Here is a 15,045-nt window from a genome sequence, read left to right on the forward strand (position 1 = left end):
TGCCTCTCCAGGCCGAGGGCCACTGAATCAGGCGAGAAGCAGCCCCCGGCGATGCCCCTTTGGCTACCCGGTCTCCACGTCCGGCGAGTCCTGCGGCATGAACGCCGCTGCACGGCCGCCTCCAGTTCCTGCCTCATCGATTCGGGCAGTGGCTGCCAGCTCCTCGTCGGATGCGATGGGGCGAGCTCCTTTCGTGCTCTCACCCTAGCTGCTTTACCAAACCATTTAACCTTCACCTTTAACCCTATCGGAGCGATTGGGCCCCGGGATGGACGGTAGGCGCAGGGCCTATGTCCGGTCTCGCTTGAGGCGGGGCAGCCCCGCGCAAGCCGAGGCATCTGCTCGGAGGGCCTCACCTCATCTGAGGTATGCAGGTCTGGGGTTCGTTGTGCCTCACCCTCCGCGAGACCGGACAAACGCACTCCGAACGGACCCGGTCGGTTGGTCGGTCCGTCGGCTCTGAGGTGCACTGAGATTCGCGGCCCCGATGTGCGGGCTGCGTGCCGCCCACCGGGCGGCCGACAATCAAGGAGACCCTCATGAAACGGCACATCAGGACGGCCACGCCGCTGGTCACCGCCTTGCTGGTCGCCGCCGCGGCGGCTGGGTGTTCGAACGGCGGTGACGAAGGCAGTGCAAGCGGTACGGAGACCGGCAACGCGGCGGACAGCCTCGACACCAACGTGGTGCCGGCGGCGACCTCGTCTGCCGGCCCCGCGGTCAACGTAAAGGCCGGCACCTACGGCAAGATGCTTGTCGACGAGAAGGGCCGGACCCTCTACCTCTTCGAGAAGGACACTAAGGACCAGTCGAAGTGCAATGACGACTGTGCCCAGGCGTGGCCGCCGTTCACCGTCAAGTCGACACTGACCGCGGGCAAGGGACTGAAGAAGGACCTGCTCAAGACCACGAAGCGGGACGACGGCTCCGAGCAGGTGACATACAACGGGCACCCGCTGTACCGGTTCGTCGACGACCAGAAGGCCGGCGACGCCAACGGGCAGGACGTCGACGCGTTCGGTGCCAAGTGGTTCGTCGTCGACCCCGACGGCAAGAAGATCACCACCAAGCCCAAGACCAACGACGGCGGCTACTGACCTTCAGCCGGTCCGGCCCGCCAGCGCTCGGAGATTCCATGCCGTTCTCGTTCCCAACCGGCGCAGCCTGGCTCTGTTCGCGAGAACGGACCGCAGATGTTCACCAGTTCATCGCCGACGCCGCCGCCGAGACGTAGACGCCGGCCTCCGCGGGGGAGTCGATCGTGCAGCGCTCCACGGTGGGGTCGGCGCCCTAGTGACGATCACGCCCGCACGTCGAGAAAAGCAGGCAGCGCAAGACGCTTAAGAGCTCGGTGCCGCAGCGAGAACAGGCCGACCTGCCTGCTCCTCCGCGAGCACCGGAGGTGGCCGGGCGGATCCGAACCGTCGGCGAGAGCGTCGAGGATCTTGTCGTAGGGCAGCCGGTGGGCTCACGATTGTCGGCAGTGGTGGCTGTGCCGAGGTGGTGGTCACCTCCGCGGACCTGGTCGCGCCGCTGGACGGCGTGGGCATCGAGATGGAGGTCGCCGCGGCCTGCCGTCCAACAGCAACACCGCGTTCCTCGCGCTCGACCGGGTGGCCCGGATCGAGCCCTGAGCAAGCGTGCTGCTCCATTTGGCGGCCGGCGGCGTGGGGAGCCAGCTCGGCCAGGCCGCCTGCCTGTTGGGTGCGGGCCGCGTGGTCGGCACGGTCGGCAGCGAAGCCAAGGTCGAAACCGCCCGGAGCTTCGGCTACGACGAGGTGATCCTTCGGGACCGGGTCGCCGACGCCGGCGAGTTCGACGTCGTGGTCGACGTGGTCGGCGGGCCGGCCCGCCGAGCCAGCCTGGACCGGCTGGCCCCGATGGGACGGCTGATGGTGATGGGCAACGCCTCGGACGCCGAGGACGTCGGCTTCCCGGCCAACGAACTGTGGTTCACCAACAAGACCCCGTCTCCGGTTTCAACCTGGCCGCCTTCTCCGCCGCATTCCCCCCGGGAGGCGGGCCAGGCACTGCGCCGCGCGGTGGCCGCCGCAGCGAAGGATGAACCTGCTGGTACGTGCCGAGCCCTGCCGTTGGAGCAGGCCGCCGAGGCCCACCGCCGTATCGAGTCGGGCACGACGAATGGCAAGCTCGTGCTCGAGGTCAGGCTCACCCCCTGCCGGCGCCGCCTGCGGAAGCGAGGAAGTCAGGTGCCGCCGGTCTTCTGCTCGGGGACGGCCTGATCGTGCTCTTGGTTCTCGGGCCGGGGACGGCGGCTTGGCGTTCGGGCCGGGGACGGGGCTTGGCGTTCGGTGATGATGCGCTGCCTGCATCACCTGCCCGAAGAGTTGCCGGTGAGAGCTCCGGCGCGGTGCGCTCCACGTCCCTGTTCGACGGATCGGCGCGCCGGACGGACGACCAGGTCAGACCCCTCGTCGGCGCCGCGAGCGGGCCGGCGAGGCTGCGCTACGCCGCGAGTTTGTCCAGGGCTTCTGCGAGGGAGGCCGGACCCAGAGGGCCCACGTGGGACGCGTCGGGAAAGTTGTGGACGCGGAAGCGGTTGCCGGGTGTCAGTGCGTCGGCCTCCGCCACCATCCTGTCCTGGAGCGCGGTGGCGATCGTACGGTCCTTGCCGAAGCGCAGGTAGGTGCGGGGAATGCGTCCCCAGCTGTCAGCTCGGCCGACCGCTCGGCCCGCATAAGCGGCGATGGGCTCGTCGGTCTGCATGCCGGCCAAGAGCCTGCGGAACTCGGCTTCGGGGTAGTCCGCACAGATCATCTCCTTGAGGAGGGCCAGTTCACGGCTGTCACCCGTGCGGAAGTTGAGCCGCAGCACCCCGAGCCGGTTCGGGTCACCGACCATGATCTCGACCGGGCTGACGGCATTGGCGTTCTCGGGTGCCGCCGTGCAGGCGTCTGCCGTGGGCAGGGCGCGGCTGGGGCAGAAAGCCGCCATGTAGCAGATGTGCTGAAGCAGATGCGGGACGGCATTGCCGACGCGGCTGACCGATACGCCGCCGAGGCTGTGCCCGACCAGCACCACCGAGCCGTACCGCGCCGCGCGCCGCACGACACCCGTGACGCGCGCCTCATAGTCGTCCAGCCCGAGGCCCTTCAGCGGGGAAGGCTCGACGGCCATCGCTGCGGGGTCCTGCCGCTGATACGAGTCCGGGACGAAAGCCTCCGCTCCGTGCCGCGGCTGGTCCACCATCACGGCGCGATGGCCGCGCAGCGTCAGCTCCCGCGCGATCGGCATCCAGAACGCGCCGGCACTGTGGGTACCGTGCACCAGCACGTAGGTGGTGGGCCCGTGACGAGGCTCAGCCGCCGCTCGGGAGGCTCCGAGACCGCCGGCCAGGGCCATGCCCCCCGCCGCGAGTCCCAGACCGCGCAGCGCCGTCCGCCTGGTGGTACCCGTTCGTTGTTCGCTCATGGCATCAGTCATGTTCCGAAGCTAGGGGCGGCCTTGCTGGACGCACCAGCGGCCCAACACCCCTGCTGGGGTGGGTCTGGCACCACCTTGTGACGGCCTTCTTCGGGTTGCTGTCCGAGCTGGTCTCCCCCGTCACCTGAGCATTCGCTTGACGGCTTCACGGTCGGTCTTGCCGTTCGGTGTGAGGGGGATGGCGGGAACCGCCGTCAGATGGGCGGGGATCATGTGAGGCGGCGGGGTTTTGCTGAGCGCGCGGCGGAGGTCGACTACGTGTACGTGTGGGCCGACGGCATCCACCTCAACGTCCGTCCGGAGGAGGCCAAAGCCTGCGTGCTCGTCCTGATCGGCGTACACGCCGACGGCTCGAAGGAACTCATCGCGCTCAAAGACGGCTACCGCGAGTCGGGCGAGTCCTGGGCCGACCTGCTGCGCGACTGCGCCCGCCGGGGCATGCGCGCCCCCGTCCGGGCAGTCGGCGATGGGGCCCTGGGTTTCTGGAAGGCCCTGGCCGAGGTGTTCCCGGAAACCCGCGAGCAGAGGTGCTGGGTTCACAAAACCGCTAATGTGCTCGATGCCATGCCGAAGTCCGCGCAGCCGGGGGCGAAGAAGGCTATCCAGGACATCCACAACACCGAGGACCGCGACCACGCCGAGGCGGCGATCAAGATGTTCGCTCAGCTCTACGCGAAGTTCCCCAAGGCCGTCAAGAAGATCACCGACGACGAGGTTGAGATGCCGGCGTTCTTCGACTTCCCCGCCGAGCACTGGATCCATCTGCGGACCACCAACCCGATCGAGTCCACGTTCTCCACCGTCCGGCTGCGGACCGAGGTCACTCGCGGGGCCGGCTCCCGCCCCGCCGCTCTGGCCATGGTCTTCAAACTCGTCGAGTCCGCCCAGCAGCGGTGGCGGGTGGTGAACGCGCCCCACGTGGTCGCCCTCGTCCGGGCAGGTGCCCGCTTCGAACGCGGTCAGCTCGTCGAACGCCCCGAGGCGGTCGCAGCGTGAGCCCCCTCGCGGCCCAGGCCATCAGCACCGAGCGGCTGGACCTGCTGCCGCTGGCCGTCGAGCACGCCGAGGAGATGGCCGCGGTGCTGTCCGACCCGGCTCTGCACACCTTCATCGGCGGCACTCCGGACACCCCCGGGGCCTTGCGCTCGCGCTACCAGCACATGACCGCAGGCTCTGCCGACCCGGCCGTGTCCTGGCTGAACTGGGTGATCCGGCTTCGCGACGAATCCTGCCTGACGGGCACCGTCCAGGCGACGGTCAGCTCCTGCGGCCACGGACTCATCGCCGAGATCGCCTGGGTGGTGGGGACTCCCTGGCAGGGCAGAGGCATCGCCAGCGAAGCGGCCCGAGGACTCGTCGCCTGGCTCGGCCAGCAGCCGGTGCAGACCGTCATCGCCCACATCCACCCCGAACATCGGGCATCCGTCGCCGTCGCCACTGCCGCCGGGCTCACACCCACCGACGAATGGCACGAAGGCGAGATCCGATGGCACCGGAGCATCAGACGATGACTTCAACGATCCACAGATCTTGACTACTACTCGCTCTCCGGCCGCTCGCCCCGGTAGGCCTCCCGCAGCTACCCCGCCGACAACATGGCGCACTTCTTGGGGCCAGGCTGCACACGCTCAATGGTCACGCCGTGATCATGCCAGGAGGACCTGAAGATCATTTACGGGACGGCCCTTCGCTTCGGACAGGGCGATGCGGGCCGTGATGCGTTTGCCGGCCGGCTCCTGCTCGGTGAACAGCTCCTCGGTGACGGCTTTGACGATCTCCGGGCCGTGCTCGCCGATCCGGCCGGGATCGGCAGGCCGGGCCGTGGGAACCGTGGGGTCTCTGGCCCACACGGCGATCTCCATGACGCGGGCGTTGATGCGCAGCTCCAACCAGGCAGACCTGTCCCGCAGTAGCCCGCTGTCGGTGCCGGCCTGAGCGCTGCGATAACGCAAGGCACCACCCAGGGTGCCGCTCGGTCCATCACGGCCCGACTGGTGGACACGTTCCTCACCCACCCGCCCGACTGGCTCAGAACCCTCTGGCACGCGCTACCGCGCCCCTGGGAGTAGCCACCGCAGCCGGGCAGGTCCGCCCTGCCCGGCTGCTGCCGCAGGGCGTCAGGCTGCGCTGAACTCGTGGGCGGGGCCGCCGCGTCACTCCACCCGATGCGGGTCGTCCAGGCCGGCCTCGGGTTCGGCGACGCCGTCGCCTTCGAGGAACACGACCACGTCGTGGTCGCCGTAGGCGGTGCCGAGGATCTCGTCCCTGCCGCGTGCACGGTGACTCTCCGGCCCGCCCGTGATGCGGTGCACGACGATCGGCGCGCTGGTCACGCCGTCCAGGGTGCCCGGGCCGGTTCGTGGGGCGGGTCGACGCGGGCGCCATGCGTCACCTGCGGAAGCGGGAGAGCCAGGTTCCGCCGGCCTTCTGGCTCAGGCGGCTCCTGAGCCTGTTTGATGCGGGCGCTCGTCCGGCCAGGATTGCTGGAGGTCGGTGACGTGGCGCCGGCCGCAGTCCCCGCACAGAGCCGGGTGGGGCTCTGGGGCCGCGCCCCAGCCGACGCGTTCGGTCGCCTCCCACCGTTCGCCGGTGAACGCGGCCCCGCACTGGTGCAGACGGGACGGTGAGGCGAGCGCTGAAAGCTCCTCTCCTCTGCCCCGAAGCCCAGGAGCGACCTGTACGCGCGCGTTCATTGCGCAGGCCCACAGGCCGGGAGCCGAGGCGGAGGTGGACTTCGGTTTCGTCCGAGCCACGCGGCCCGCTTCCAGGAAGCCGTCCACGGTCTTGAACCATCGCTGCCGCGCCCGCGGGTGGCATTGAGGGATGTGCTGGTATCGGGGCATGGACAACAAGCGGCGCGTGCTGATCGTCGGCTACGACGGTGCGCAGATCCTCGACATCGCCTGTCCCAGTGGTGCGTTGGACATCGCCAACCGGTACGGCGCCGAGCCGCCGTACTCCGTCGAGCTGGGGACCCTGGGCCGTCGGGCCGCCCGTAGCTCGGCGGGGATTGTGATGGGAGCGGGGCAGGGGCTGGAGACGGTCGCGGGGCATCTGGACACCTTGTTCGTGGTGGGCGGCATCGGCTGTGAGGACGCGGCGTCGGACGAGCGCCTACTGAGTCAGGTGCGCCGGCTGGCCGGACTCAGTCGACGGGTGGCCTCTGTCTGTACCGGTGCCTTTGTGCTCGCCGCCGCCGGACTGCTGGACCACCGGCGGGTGACGACCCATTGGGGGTGGGGGGAACGACTTGCCGAGCGTCACCCCGCCGTGGCCGTGGACGTCGCTCCTCTCTACATACGCGACGGCCACGTCTACACCTCGGCCGGGGTCACCAGCGCACTCGACCTGACCCTGGCGCTGATCGAGGACGACCACGGGCCGACGCTGGCCCGTGCCGTCGCCCGGGAACTCGTCACCCACCTGCACCGGCCGGCCGATCAGTCGCAGATCTCCATGTTCCTCGCCGCTCCTCCGCCGGAGGACCGGCTGGTGCGGGACCTGGTGGGCCATATCGCCGGTCATCTGGCCGAGGACCTCACACCCGCCGCGCTGGCAGGGCGGGCGGGAGTCAGCCCCCGGCACCTGACACGCCTGTTCACCGCGCACCTCGGTACGACTCCGGCACGGGCCGTGCGCGTGGCGCGCACCGAAGCAGCGGCACATCTGGTGCGGTCCAGTGGACTGTCCATGGCGGCGATCGCCCGTCGCTGCGGTTTCGGGTCGGCGGAGACGCTGCGGCAGGCGTTCCTGGACCACTACGGGTACACGGGGGACAGGATTCGCAGGATGCCGGACATGCCGGCTGCGCGCGTCGCGCCGAGGCAGAAGACTCCCGGGCCATGAGGCATTCGACAACACGCAGAAACGTCCTTAGGGGGACTGTGGCCACGGCCGCCCTCGCCGCCACGGCCGCGGCCCCGACGGGGGCACACGCCGTTCCGCGGGGAGGCGCGAGGCCGAACATCGGGATCCTGCTGTACGACGGCTACAGCCTGCTGGACCCGACCGGTCCGGCCGAGGTGCTGTCCCGGCTGCCGGACGCGACCGTGACGATGATCGCCGAGAAGCGCGGCGCGGTCCGCACGGACACAGCGGACGTGGCCGTGGTCGCTGAGCAGTCCATCGACGATGTGGACCGCCTCGACGTCCTCCTCGTGCCGGGCGCGGGCAACCGCGGCACCGTCGCGGCGATGAACAACGAGGCGCTCCTGCGCTGGATCCGCCAGATCCACCGGCACAGCCGATGGACGACCTCCGTGTGCACCGGCAGCATCATCCTCGCCGCGGCCGGGCTGCTGGACGGAAGGCGGGCGACGACGTACTGGGCTTCCGCCGAGTACCTCCAGTCCACGTTCGACGTGACGTACCTGCCGCAGCGCTACGTCCGCTCAGGGAAGATCATCACTGCGGCCGGGGTGTCGGCGGGAGTGGACATGGCCCTGTATCTCGCCTCCCTCATCACAGACGACGACACGGCCAAGGCGATTCAACTCGCCGTCGAATACGACCCCCAACCCCCTTTCGACTCCGGCAACGCCGCAAAGGCCAGTCCCCAACTGAAGCAAAAAGCACTGCAGTTGCTCGCCGCCTCGCAGGTGTAGCCGAAGCGCGAGCCGTTGAGCGGACAGGCACGCCCGCCACACCGCCCCCAGGCCCAGGGGGCCTGGATCGGTTACGGCTGCGGTGTTGTCACTTCTCATCGACACTTCCGATCCGAGTGATCGCTAAGAACTCCTGACAGAATGCGCCGTCTGTAACATGACCGGTTCCTTTCGCGGCCTGATACCGAGGTGTCCTAGAGTCGCCGCATGCGGCGAAGGACGGGACTGGCGATAGCTGGGGTTGCAGCCCTGGCCTGGGGCGAGTGGTTGAACTGGCGCTGGTCTCGAGCGCTCGTGGGGAGGAGCGGGGGCGCCTGCGCGGCCGTGGTGGTGTTGGGGTACCGGAATCCCCAAGCTACGGCGAACTTGATCAACCGATGGCGAGTCCGTGCTGGAACCCGATCCATCGCCGCTGACGATGTGCTTGGGACCTCGTGATCTTCAGCGGCGGTGCGACCAGCACAGGTGCCACGGAGGCCCAGCTGATGGCTGACCACGCGAAGTCAGTGCTTGAGTTCGACGGCACGGTGCTCCTCAAAGACCGAAGCGCGACGACGTGGGAGAACATCACGAACGTGATCCCCCTGCTCGAAGACGTAGATCGCATCAAAATCGCCTCCCAGCCGGTTCATGCGCTCAAGGCCCGTGCGTACTTGCGGCGTCAGCGCCCCGATCTTGCAGAGAGGCTGGTGCGCGCGGCTGACTACCGTCCTGGCGAGTGGATGGTCGTCAAGCCGTTGTTGGCTCTGTACGGACTCTGGACACTCCGCGGCCTCAGGGCCGAGGAGCGGAAGGTCTCGCTGTAGACAGCCGCTGTCGCTTGGCCTCACGCATGGTGGTTCTTCAGCCGGCCCCAGCAGATGATGCTGCACCCCAGAGTGAGGAGGGCTTCGTGGATGTCGTCGCGGATCTCCCAGCGGATCCGCAGGCGTCGGAACCAGTGCAGGTGGGCGAACGCGCGCTCCACACAGTTGCCGCCGGTCAGGGTGACGGCGAGTGGGATGCCGGTGGCGTCGGTGACCAGGTGGTGTCTGCTGCGTCCTACCCCGGTCGACGGGGCTTCGTCCGGTCTTGGAGCTCCCTTTTGACGCTCGGACATGAGAGCCGTGGACCGCCGCCCGGGAGAAGTCCAGGGCGTTCGCGCTGCGGAGCTTGGCCAGGAGCACCACGTGCAGTCGGCGCCATACCCCGGGCCTCGGTCCACTCGGCCAGGCGGCGCCGGCAGGTCATGCCCGAGCCGAAGCCGAGTTCTTGCGGCAGATGTTCCCAGGCGATCCCGGTGTGCAACACGAACGAGATGCCCTGGAACACCAGCCGGTCCGGATACCGCTTACGTCCGGGATGCCGAGCACGGTGGTATCCGCTCCCGGCCTGTGGACTCCACTCAGTCGAGTGGGTGCCGGACGTCGTCGGTGCGCACCACGGCATTGGGTGCGCGCCATCGGTGCACCCAGTGGCCGGCCTCCTGGCCACGGTGCGGCCCGGGCTCCTGCGGCCGGTGTGCCTGGTGGTCGTCCTGGCGCACCGGGCGGAGGAGGGGTCTCAGGCGGTGGTGCGGTTGCCTTGGCGTGCGCCGAGCGCGGCGTCGGTGCTGGAGTAGGCGGGCAGGAAGGTGTCCATCCCTGTGACGCTGAGCAGGCGGCTCAGCCGGTCGGGGATGGCCGCCAGGGTCAGGGAGCCGTCGGCGTCCTTGGCGCAGCGCCAGATGCCGACGAGGGCGCCCAGTCCTGAGGAGTCGCAGAAGGTGACGCCTGAGAGGTCGGCGACCAGGTCAGGGTAGCCGTTCGCGATGAGTTCCAGGGCGCGAGCCCGTACGGCGGGTGCGGCGGCGATGTCGAACTCGCCGGACAGGGCGATCACGGCCAGGGCACCGTCGGTGTGCGGGACGTCGATGTGGAATGCGTCGGTCATGGGCGTGGGTTCTCCTGCCCGACGGAGACGTCGGCGGTCGGTGCGGCGGCGCTGTGGGCGGTGGCGGTGATGCCGGCGGGAGCAGCGTCGGGGGTGGGGACGGACAGGGCCAGCAGGGCCACGTCGTCGCGTTCGGTGTCGGGGAGGGTCTCCAGGAGCGCGACGGTGTCGTCGATCAGGGCGCCGGCACTGACCGGCGCCGGCCGCCGGGCCAGGAAGTCGGTCAGGCCCGTGTCGGCGAGCATGCGGCCATCGGCGGTGCGGGCCTCGGTCAGCCCGTCGGTGTACAGCAGCAGTCCCTCGCCGGGGGCCAGGTGCAGGGTGCGTGAGGCGAAGGCGGCCTCGGCGAACGCGCCGACCAACATGCCGCCCTTGGCGCGGGCCGCCTCCACCCGCACGCCGCCGCCCTCGACGGGGCTCAGGTGGTAGGCGGGCGGGTGACCGCCGGTGGCCAGCGTGATGGTGAAACCGCCCTCCCGGGCCGGATCGAGCAGGCCGAAGACGGCGGTGCAAAAGCGGGTACCGACCGCCGCGTCCAGCAGCAGCGCGGTGTTCAGGGCCTTGAGCGCAGCCGTGGGGTCCGCGTCGACGAGAGCCGCGGCCCGCAGCGTGTAGCGGGTCAGTGAGGTGATCGAGGCGGCTTCGGCGCCCTTGCCGCACACATCGCCCAGGAAGAACGCCCACCGGCCCCCGCCCACGGGGAAGACGTCGTAGAAGTCACCGCCCACTTCCTGCGGGGAGGCGGTCTTGTAATGGCAGGCCAGCTCCAGGCCCGGTACCGCGGGAAGCGCCGGCGGCACCAGGGTGCGCTGCAGGGTAGAGGCGAACGCGGCGATAGCCGCCTTGTCCCGCTCCGCACGCTGGCGGGCCTCTTCCTCCGCCTGGCGCTTCTCCTGCTCGACCTTGCGGCGCTCCTGCTCGGCGCGTACCGCGTTCAGGGCCGACAGCCGCAGCTCAAGCTGGTCACGCACTACCGCGGCCAGGTCCCCGAGGGTGGAGGCATCGGCCTCGCTGATCTCGCGGGGGCGGGTGTCGAGGATGTTGACCGTGCCCAGCCGGTACCCGTCGGCGGTGATGATCGGAGCGGCGGCGTAGAACCGTACCCCCATCGGGCCCGCGACCAGCGGGTTGGAGCAGGCGACCGGGTCCAGCAGAGTGTCGGGGATGATGGTGGTGTCATCGGTGAGGACCGCCGAGGCACACAGGCCCGGATCGCGGCCGATCTCGCTGACGCCTTCCAGGCCGTGCGCGGCCTTGAACCAGATCCGGTCCTCGTCCACGATCGTCACCGTCGCCACCGGCACCTCGAACAACCGTGCCGCCAGCGCCGCGACTCTGTCGTAGGCGCCGTCCGGCGGAGTGTCGAGAATGTCGTAACGGCGCACCGCCGCCATCCGCGCCGCCTCGACCGGCGCGGCCAGAGGACCGCTCGGTGCTATCACAGGCGGGCTCGCTTGCTCCGGCATGTTCCTCGTCTCGTCATCCCCCCAGGAAGGCACCGGCCAGACAGCCAGCACCCCGCAACCCTACCGAACGCCCCCAGCGCTCAGGAGGCGCCGCCGAGCAGCCGGTGGCAAAGCTTGCGGAAGAAGCCCGTGCCCCCCCCCGGCACGTACGCGCTCGCGGTCAGCCAACGTGACAGTGCCCACGCACTCCCCCACGATGTCGTCCACTTCCGGCCGGTGAACCCCACTCGGTGGAGAGGGTGCCGGTGGCTGTGTTCACGACTTTCCGACACCGGTCGCTCAACTCGCCGGGAGACGGGACTTCCATGAAGGAAGTCGTTGTTCATGACCATGGGCAGCACCCGGTTGAGGTGGCGGCCGCCGGCCCTCGCGATCGAACCTCGATGGCCTGCCGCGACACAGCGCAGCCGCCATCGCCGGCACCCTCGACGGCGGCTGCGTTGTGGTTCAGTTCAGCCGGGTGGCGGCGTAGGCCACCATGGCATCGCGTTGGTACACGGCGAGCCCCGGCGTGATGGCCTCGTATGCGGCGCGCCAGGTCTCGTTGTCGACGATGGAGCGTGCGAGGGCCCGGTAGTCCCCGGCCGAAACAGCGCGCAGTTCGGTCAGGGCCTGGTACTGGGCGTCGATCTCGGCCTGGACGGGGGCGGCGTCGGCCGGGTGGCCCGCGGTCTTGAGTTCGGCCAGCCGGATCATCTGCGCCGTGCGCTCACGGTGCGCGGCGTCGGCGTCGACCTGGCTCATCGTGGCAGCGCGCTGTCCGACCTCGTGGGCGAGCTCGGGATAGTCGCGCATGTTGCCCTCGTAGTGAGCGGGCGTCACACCCCCGAAGAGGTTCTCCGGACGGTTGATAGTCATAGGACGGTCGTCCTTCCTGGACTGCTCCAGTGCGGCGATCGTGCGGGAGACGGTGCCGGCCAGGACCTCGATCCGGTCCCTCTCCGCAAGGAGGCGCCGGTGGTGACTACGCAGGGCGTCCACCTCGTCGACCTGCTCGGACAGGATCCGGCCGATCTCCGCCAACCCGACACCCAACGCCCGTAGTACGAGGATCTGTTGGAGCCTCAGCAGCTGGCGTTCCCCGTAGTAGCGGTGACCGTTCGTGCCGATCCGGACCGGCGGCAGCAGGCCGGTCTCGTCGTAGTGGCGCAGTGTCCGGGCAGTCACGCCCGACATCCGGGCCACCTCCGCGATCGACCAGTCCATCACCACTCCCGCACATATGTATCGCCGGGCCGGCCTCTCCGGCCCTGCTCCCGACGGTAGAAGCTGCCGCAACGGCAACTACAACCCCGAAACCCGCAGTCCTCGCAATCGAACGGACACGACGGTCTACCCCACGGCGGCACAGCTCCCGCCCGCTGCCGAAACGCGAGAACAGTCCGGCCCCCGCCCAGGACCTGGGCACCTCCCGAATCCGCGTAGAAACGCTGTCATCTCTCGAGAACAAAGCCAGCGGGGTGTGCTGGGTGAGTTCGGCCCCATCGGCCCGGCGGGCGGTGCTCTCCCACTGCCCTGTGCACCGCCCGGCGGGCAGTGCTCTCCAACTGCCCTGTGCCGGGCGAAGGTGTCGACATCGGGACCGTGGACTCCATAGCCCTGCCCGACCCCAAAGGGCCCGCCGCACAACATCGACCACGCTATCGGGCGGACAGCTAGTGGGCGGGCGGCTAATGGGCGGGGCGCTGCGGCAAAAGCCACGGCAGGGGAAACCGGCCTCGTGCGGGATCCGAGCAGTGATCCCGCAGCCGCGGACCAGGCCGCCGACCCCCGTGGACGCCTCGGCAGGAGTCCGCCTCGGTGCCGTCTTCATATGGTCAGCAAGGTGATCCGAGAGCGGCCTCGCGGGATCCGGGCGGACGTCGCCCTCACTTTGTGCTTGAGGGCGACGCATAGCCGGCTTCAGACGACCAGCACCCGGCGGCCGCGCGTGTGACCGGCCTGGCTGTCGATGTGCGCCGCCGCGGCCTGGGCGAGCGTGTACGACTTCTCGACTGGGATGTGGAGCTTGCCCCGCGAGATGAGGCCGACGGCCTCGGCGAGCGCTTCCGGCACGCTCCCGGCCACGCCTGAGAATCGGACACCGAACTCCGGCGCATCGAGATCGGCGATGGAGATCACTTTCTGCGCATCCCCGGTCAGCTCGACGAGCTCGCGGATCACGCCCGAGCCGGCCAGGTCGAGAGCCGCGTCGACATGGCCGACCGCCCGCACCCGCTCGGCCCAGCCCTCGCCGTACGTCGTGGCGAGGGCGCCCAAGCTCCGTAGGTAGTCCTGGTTCGCGGCCCCAGCAGTGCCGATCACCGTGATGCCGCGGTCACGGGCGATCTGCAGCACCGCCGATCCGACTCCCCCGGACGCACCGCTGACCAGCAGCGTCTGCCCGGGCTGCACGCCGACCTCGCGGATGACGCGCAGCGCGGTCTCCACCACGGAGGGATACCCGGCCGCCTCTTCGAACGTCAGCGCCTCGGGCATAGGGGCCCAGGCGGACAGCACGGCGAACTCGGCATAGGTGCTCGACCCTTCGCCGAACACGCGGTCGCCGACTTCGACCTCGTCGACGCCCTCACCGACCTCGTCCACCCCCCCCCGGAAGCGTCCAGGCCGACTCCGGAGGGCAATTCGATCGGGTGGGCCCCCAGGACCTGGCCCTCACGGATCCGCCAGTCGACGGGGTTCACGCCTGCCGCCCGCACGGCGATGCGTATCTGGCCGGGGCCCGCGTGGGGCTCCTGGGCATCTACGAGTTGCAGGACGTCCGGACCACCGAACTTGGCGAAGCTCACCTTTTTCATACGTCGACCGTAACACTAACGGATAGTGTTTTGAACCCGTTACGGATTTGCACGCTGGTAGCGTGAGGGCGTGACTGTGCCGACCGGACGCCGTGAGCGCAAGAAGGCCGTGACCCGCCAGAAGATCGCGGACGCCGCCCTGCGGCTCTTCCTGGAACGCGGGTACGACGCGGTAGGTATCCGTGACGTGGCTGCCGAGGCCGACGTGGCCGTCACCACGCTCTTCTCTCACTTCGCCTCGAAAGAGGCCCTGGTGTTCGAGCAGGACGAAGACTTCGAGCAGCGCCTCACGCGGGCGGTCACCGACCGGGCGCCGCACGAGCCGCTCATCCCCGCGTTGCGCCGCGAGATCCTGGCCTTGGTGCGCCACTGCACGGCGGACAGCGCCGCCCCGGTCTGGCGCATGATCGACGCATCACCCGCCCTGCGGAAGTACGAGGAGTCGATGAGACTGCGCCACGCGCAGTCGCTGGCCACGGCCATCGCCGCCGATCCCGACCGGTCACCGACCATGACGGCCTGCCGGGCGATCGCGAGGTTCGTGATCGACGCCCATTCGCTGGCCCGTGAGGCGGCCGACCCGAAGGCCGCGGTGGACGAGATCTTCCGGATGATCGAGGCGGCTTGGGAGGTCACCTGATCTTCCGGATCATCAAGGCGGGCCCGGGAGATCATCTGCCCCTCCGCAACTTCCACCGGAACGGCCGGACCGTAGCCACGACTCGCCCCCACCCGGCGCCGTCTCGCCGAACCTCAGCAACAGAGCGGATCAGTGCGCGAACCGACCTTGATCGTTCTGTACCGGTAACACGGCGTCGTACG

At 69.5% G+C, this 15,045-nt stretch carries 12 protein-coding genes and 4 pseudogenes; 8 read left to right on the forward strand and 8 right to left on the reverse strand.

Features of this window, described 5'->3' with window-relative positions; all coding sequences use genetic code 11:
• The first annotated feature begins 539 nt into the window (after positions 1–539).
• On the forward strand, positions 540–1,097 hold the full coding sequence (locus QOL88_RS00160; RefSeq protein WP_097214498.1) for a COG4315 family predicted lipoprotein: 558 nt from the start codon (positions 540–542) through the stop codon (positions 1,095–1,097).
• A 543-nt stretch (positions 1,098–1,640) separates the two neighbouring features.
• Complete coding sequence (locus QOL88_RS00165; protein WP_257027312.1) at positions 1,641–2,243, forward strand: zinc-binding dehydrogenase; 603 nt, start codon at positions 1,641–1,643, stop codon at positions 2,241–2,243.
• Between the two features lie 223 nt (positions 2,244–2,466).
• Here the strand turns inward: QOL88_RS00165 and QOL88_RS00170 are convergent, their stop codons facing one another.
• Positions 2,467–3,363, reverse strand: coding sequence for an alpha/beta hydrolase (locus tag QOL88_RS00170; protein WP_257028022.1), 897 nt, complete (start codon positions 3,361–3,363; stop codon positions 2,467–2,469).
• Between the two features lie 330 nt (positions 3,364–3,693).
• Between QOL88_RS00170 and QOL88_RS00175 the strand changes: the two are divergent.
• Together QOL88_RS00175 and QOL88_RS00180 are read left to right on the forward strand one after the other, a co-directional pair.
• Positions 3,694–4,440, forward strand: a pseudogene (locus tag QOL88_RS00175) (IS256 family transposase); the annotation flags it as partial.
• Positions 4,437–4,955, forward strand: coding sequence for a GNAT family N-acetyltransferase (locus QOL88_RS00180; protein WP_097214500.1), 519 nt, complete (start codon positions 4,437–4,439; stop codon positions 4,953–4,955). The pseudogene QOL88_RS00175 and the gene QOL88_RS00180, both read left to right, overlap by 4 nt.
• Before the next feature lie 135 nt (positions 4,956–5,090).
• Here the strand turns inward: QOL88_RS00180 and QOL88_RS00185 are convergent, their stop codons facing one another.
• Positions 5,091–5,396: an ATP-binding protein gene (locus QOL88_RS00185; RefSeq protein ID WP_179878718.1), complete on the reverse strand. Its 306-nt coding sequence runs from the start codon at positions 5,394–5,396 to the stop codon at positions 5,091–5,093.
• 201 nt (positions 5,397–5,597) lie between these two features.
• Complete coding sequence (locus QOL88_RS00190; RefSeq protein ID WP_097214501.1) at positions 5,598–5,777, reverse strand: hypothetical protein; 180 nt, start codon at positions 5,775–5,777, stop codon at positions 5,598–5,600.
• 526 nt (positions 5,778–6,303) lie between these two features.
• On the opposite strand from QOL88_RS00190, the gene QOL88_RS00195 reads away from it, so the two are divergent.
• From QOL88_RS00195 to QOL88_RS00205, 3 genes and pseudogenes are all read left to right on the forward strand, one after another.
• The gene (locus tag QOL88_RS00195) at positions 6,304–7,290 is read left to right on the forward strand and encodes a GlxA family transcriptional regulator (protein WP_097222776.1); all 987 of its coding nucleotides are present in this window, start codon (positions 6,304–6,306) and stop codon (positions 7,288–7,290) included.
• Positions 7,287–8,048, forward strand: a complete 762-nt coding sequence (locus QOL88_RS00200) for a DJ-1/PfpI family protein (RefSeq protein WP_097214502.1) — start codon at positions 7,287–7,289, stop codon at positions 8,046–8,048. Before QOL88_RS00195 ends, QOL88_RS00200 begins: the two co-directional genes overlap by 4 nt.
• A 207-nt stretch (positions 8,049–8,255) precedes the next feature.
• Positions 8,256–8,854 (forward strand): annotated as a pseudogene (locus QOL88_RS00205) (YdcF family protein).
• 20 nt (positions 8,855–8,874) lie between these two features.
• On the opposite strand, the pseudogene QOL88_RS00210 reads toward QOL88_RS00205, so the two are convergent.
• From QOL88_RS00210 to QOL88_RS00230, 5 genes and pseudogenes are all read right to left on the reverse strand, one after another.
• Positions 8,875–9,401 (reverse strand): annotated as a pseudogene (locus QOL88_RS00210) (transposase); the annotation flags it as partial.
• A 189-nt stretch (positions 9,402–9,590) separates the two neighbouring features.
• Positions 9,591–9,959, reverse strand: a complete 369-nt coding sequence (locus tag QOL88_RS00215) for an STAS domain-containing protein (protein WP_097214504.1) — start codon at positions 9,957–9,959, stop codon at positions 9,591–9,593.
• The gene (locus tag QOL88_RS00220) at positions 9,956–11,401 is read right to left on the reverse strand and encodes a PP2C family protein-serine/threonine phosphatase (RefSeq protein WP_257027315.1); all 1,446 of its coding nucleotides are present in this window, start codon (positions 11,399–11,401) and stop codon (positions 9,956–9,958) included. The genes QOL88_RS00215 and QOL88_RS00220 overlap by 4 nt, the downstream gene beginning before the upstream one ends.
• A gap of 471 nt (positions 11,402–11,872) precedes the next feature.
• Positions 11,873–12,631, reverse strand: coding sequence for a MerR family transcriptional regulator (locus tag QOL88_RS00225; RefSeq protein ID WP_097214506.1), 759 nt, complete (start codon positions 12,629–12,631; stop codon positions 11,873–11,875).
• A 696-nt stretch (positions 12,632–13,327) separates the two neighbouring features.
• Positions 13,328–14,223 (reverse strand): annotated as a pseudogene (locus QOL88_RS00230) (NADP-dependent oxidoreductase).
• A 70-nt stretch (positions 14,224–14,293) separates the two neighbouring features.
• Between QOL88_RS00230 and QOL88_RS00235 the strand changes: the two are divergent.
• Entirely contained in the window at positions 14,294–14,863 is a 570-nt protein-coding gene (locus QOL88_RS00235; protein WP_097214507.1) for a TetR/AcrR family transcriptional regulator, read from the forward strand.
• Positions 14,864–15,045 lie beyond the last annotated feature (182 nt).

Source organism: Streptomyces sp. Ag82_O1-12 (assembly GCF_900182715.1).
GTDB classification, from domain to species: Bacteria; Actinomycetota; Actinomycetes; order Streptomycetales; family Streptomycetaceae; genus Streptomyces; species Streptomyces massasporeus.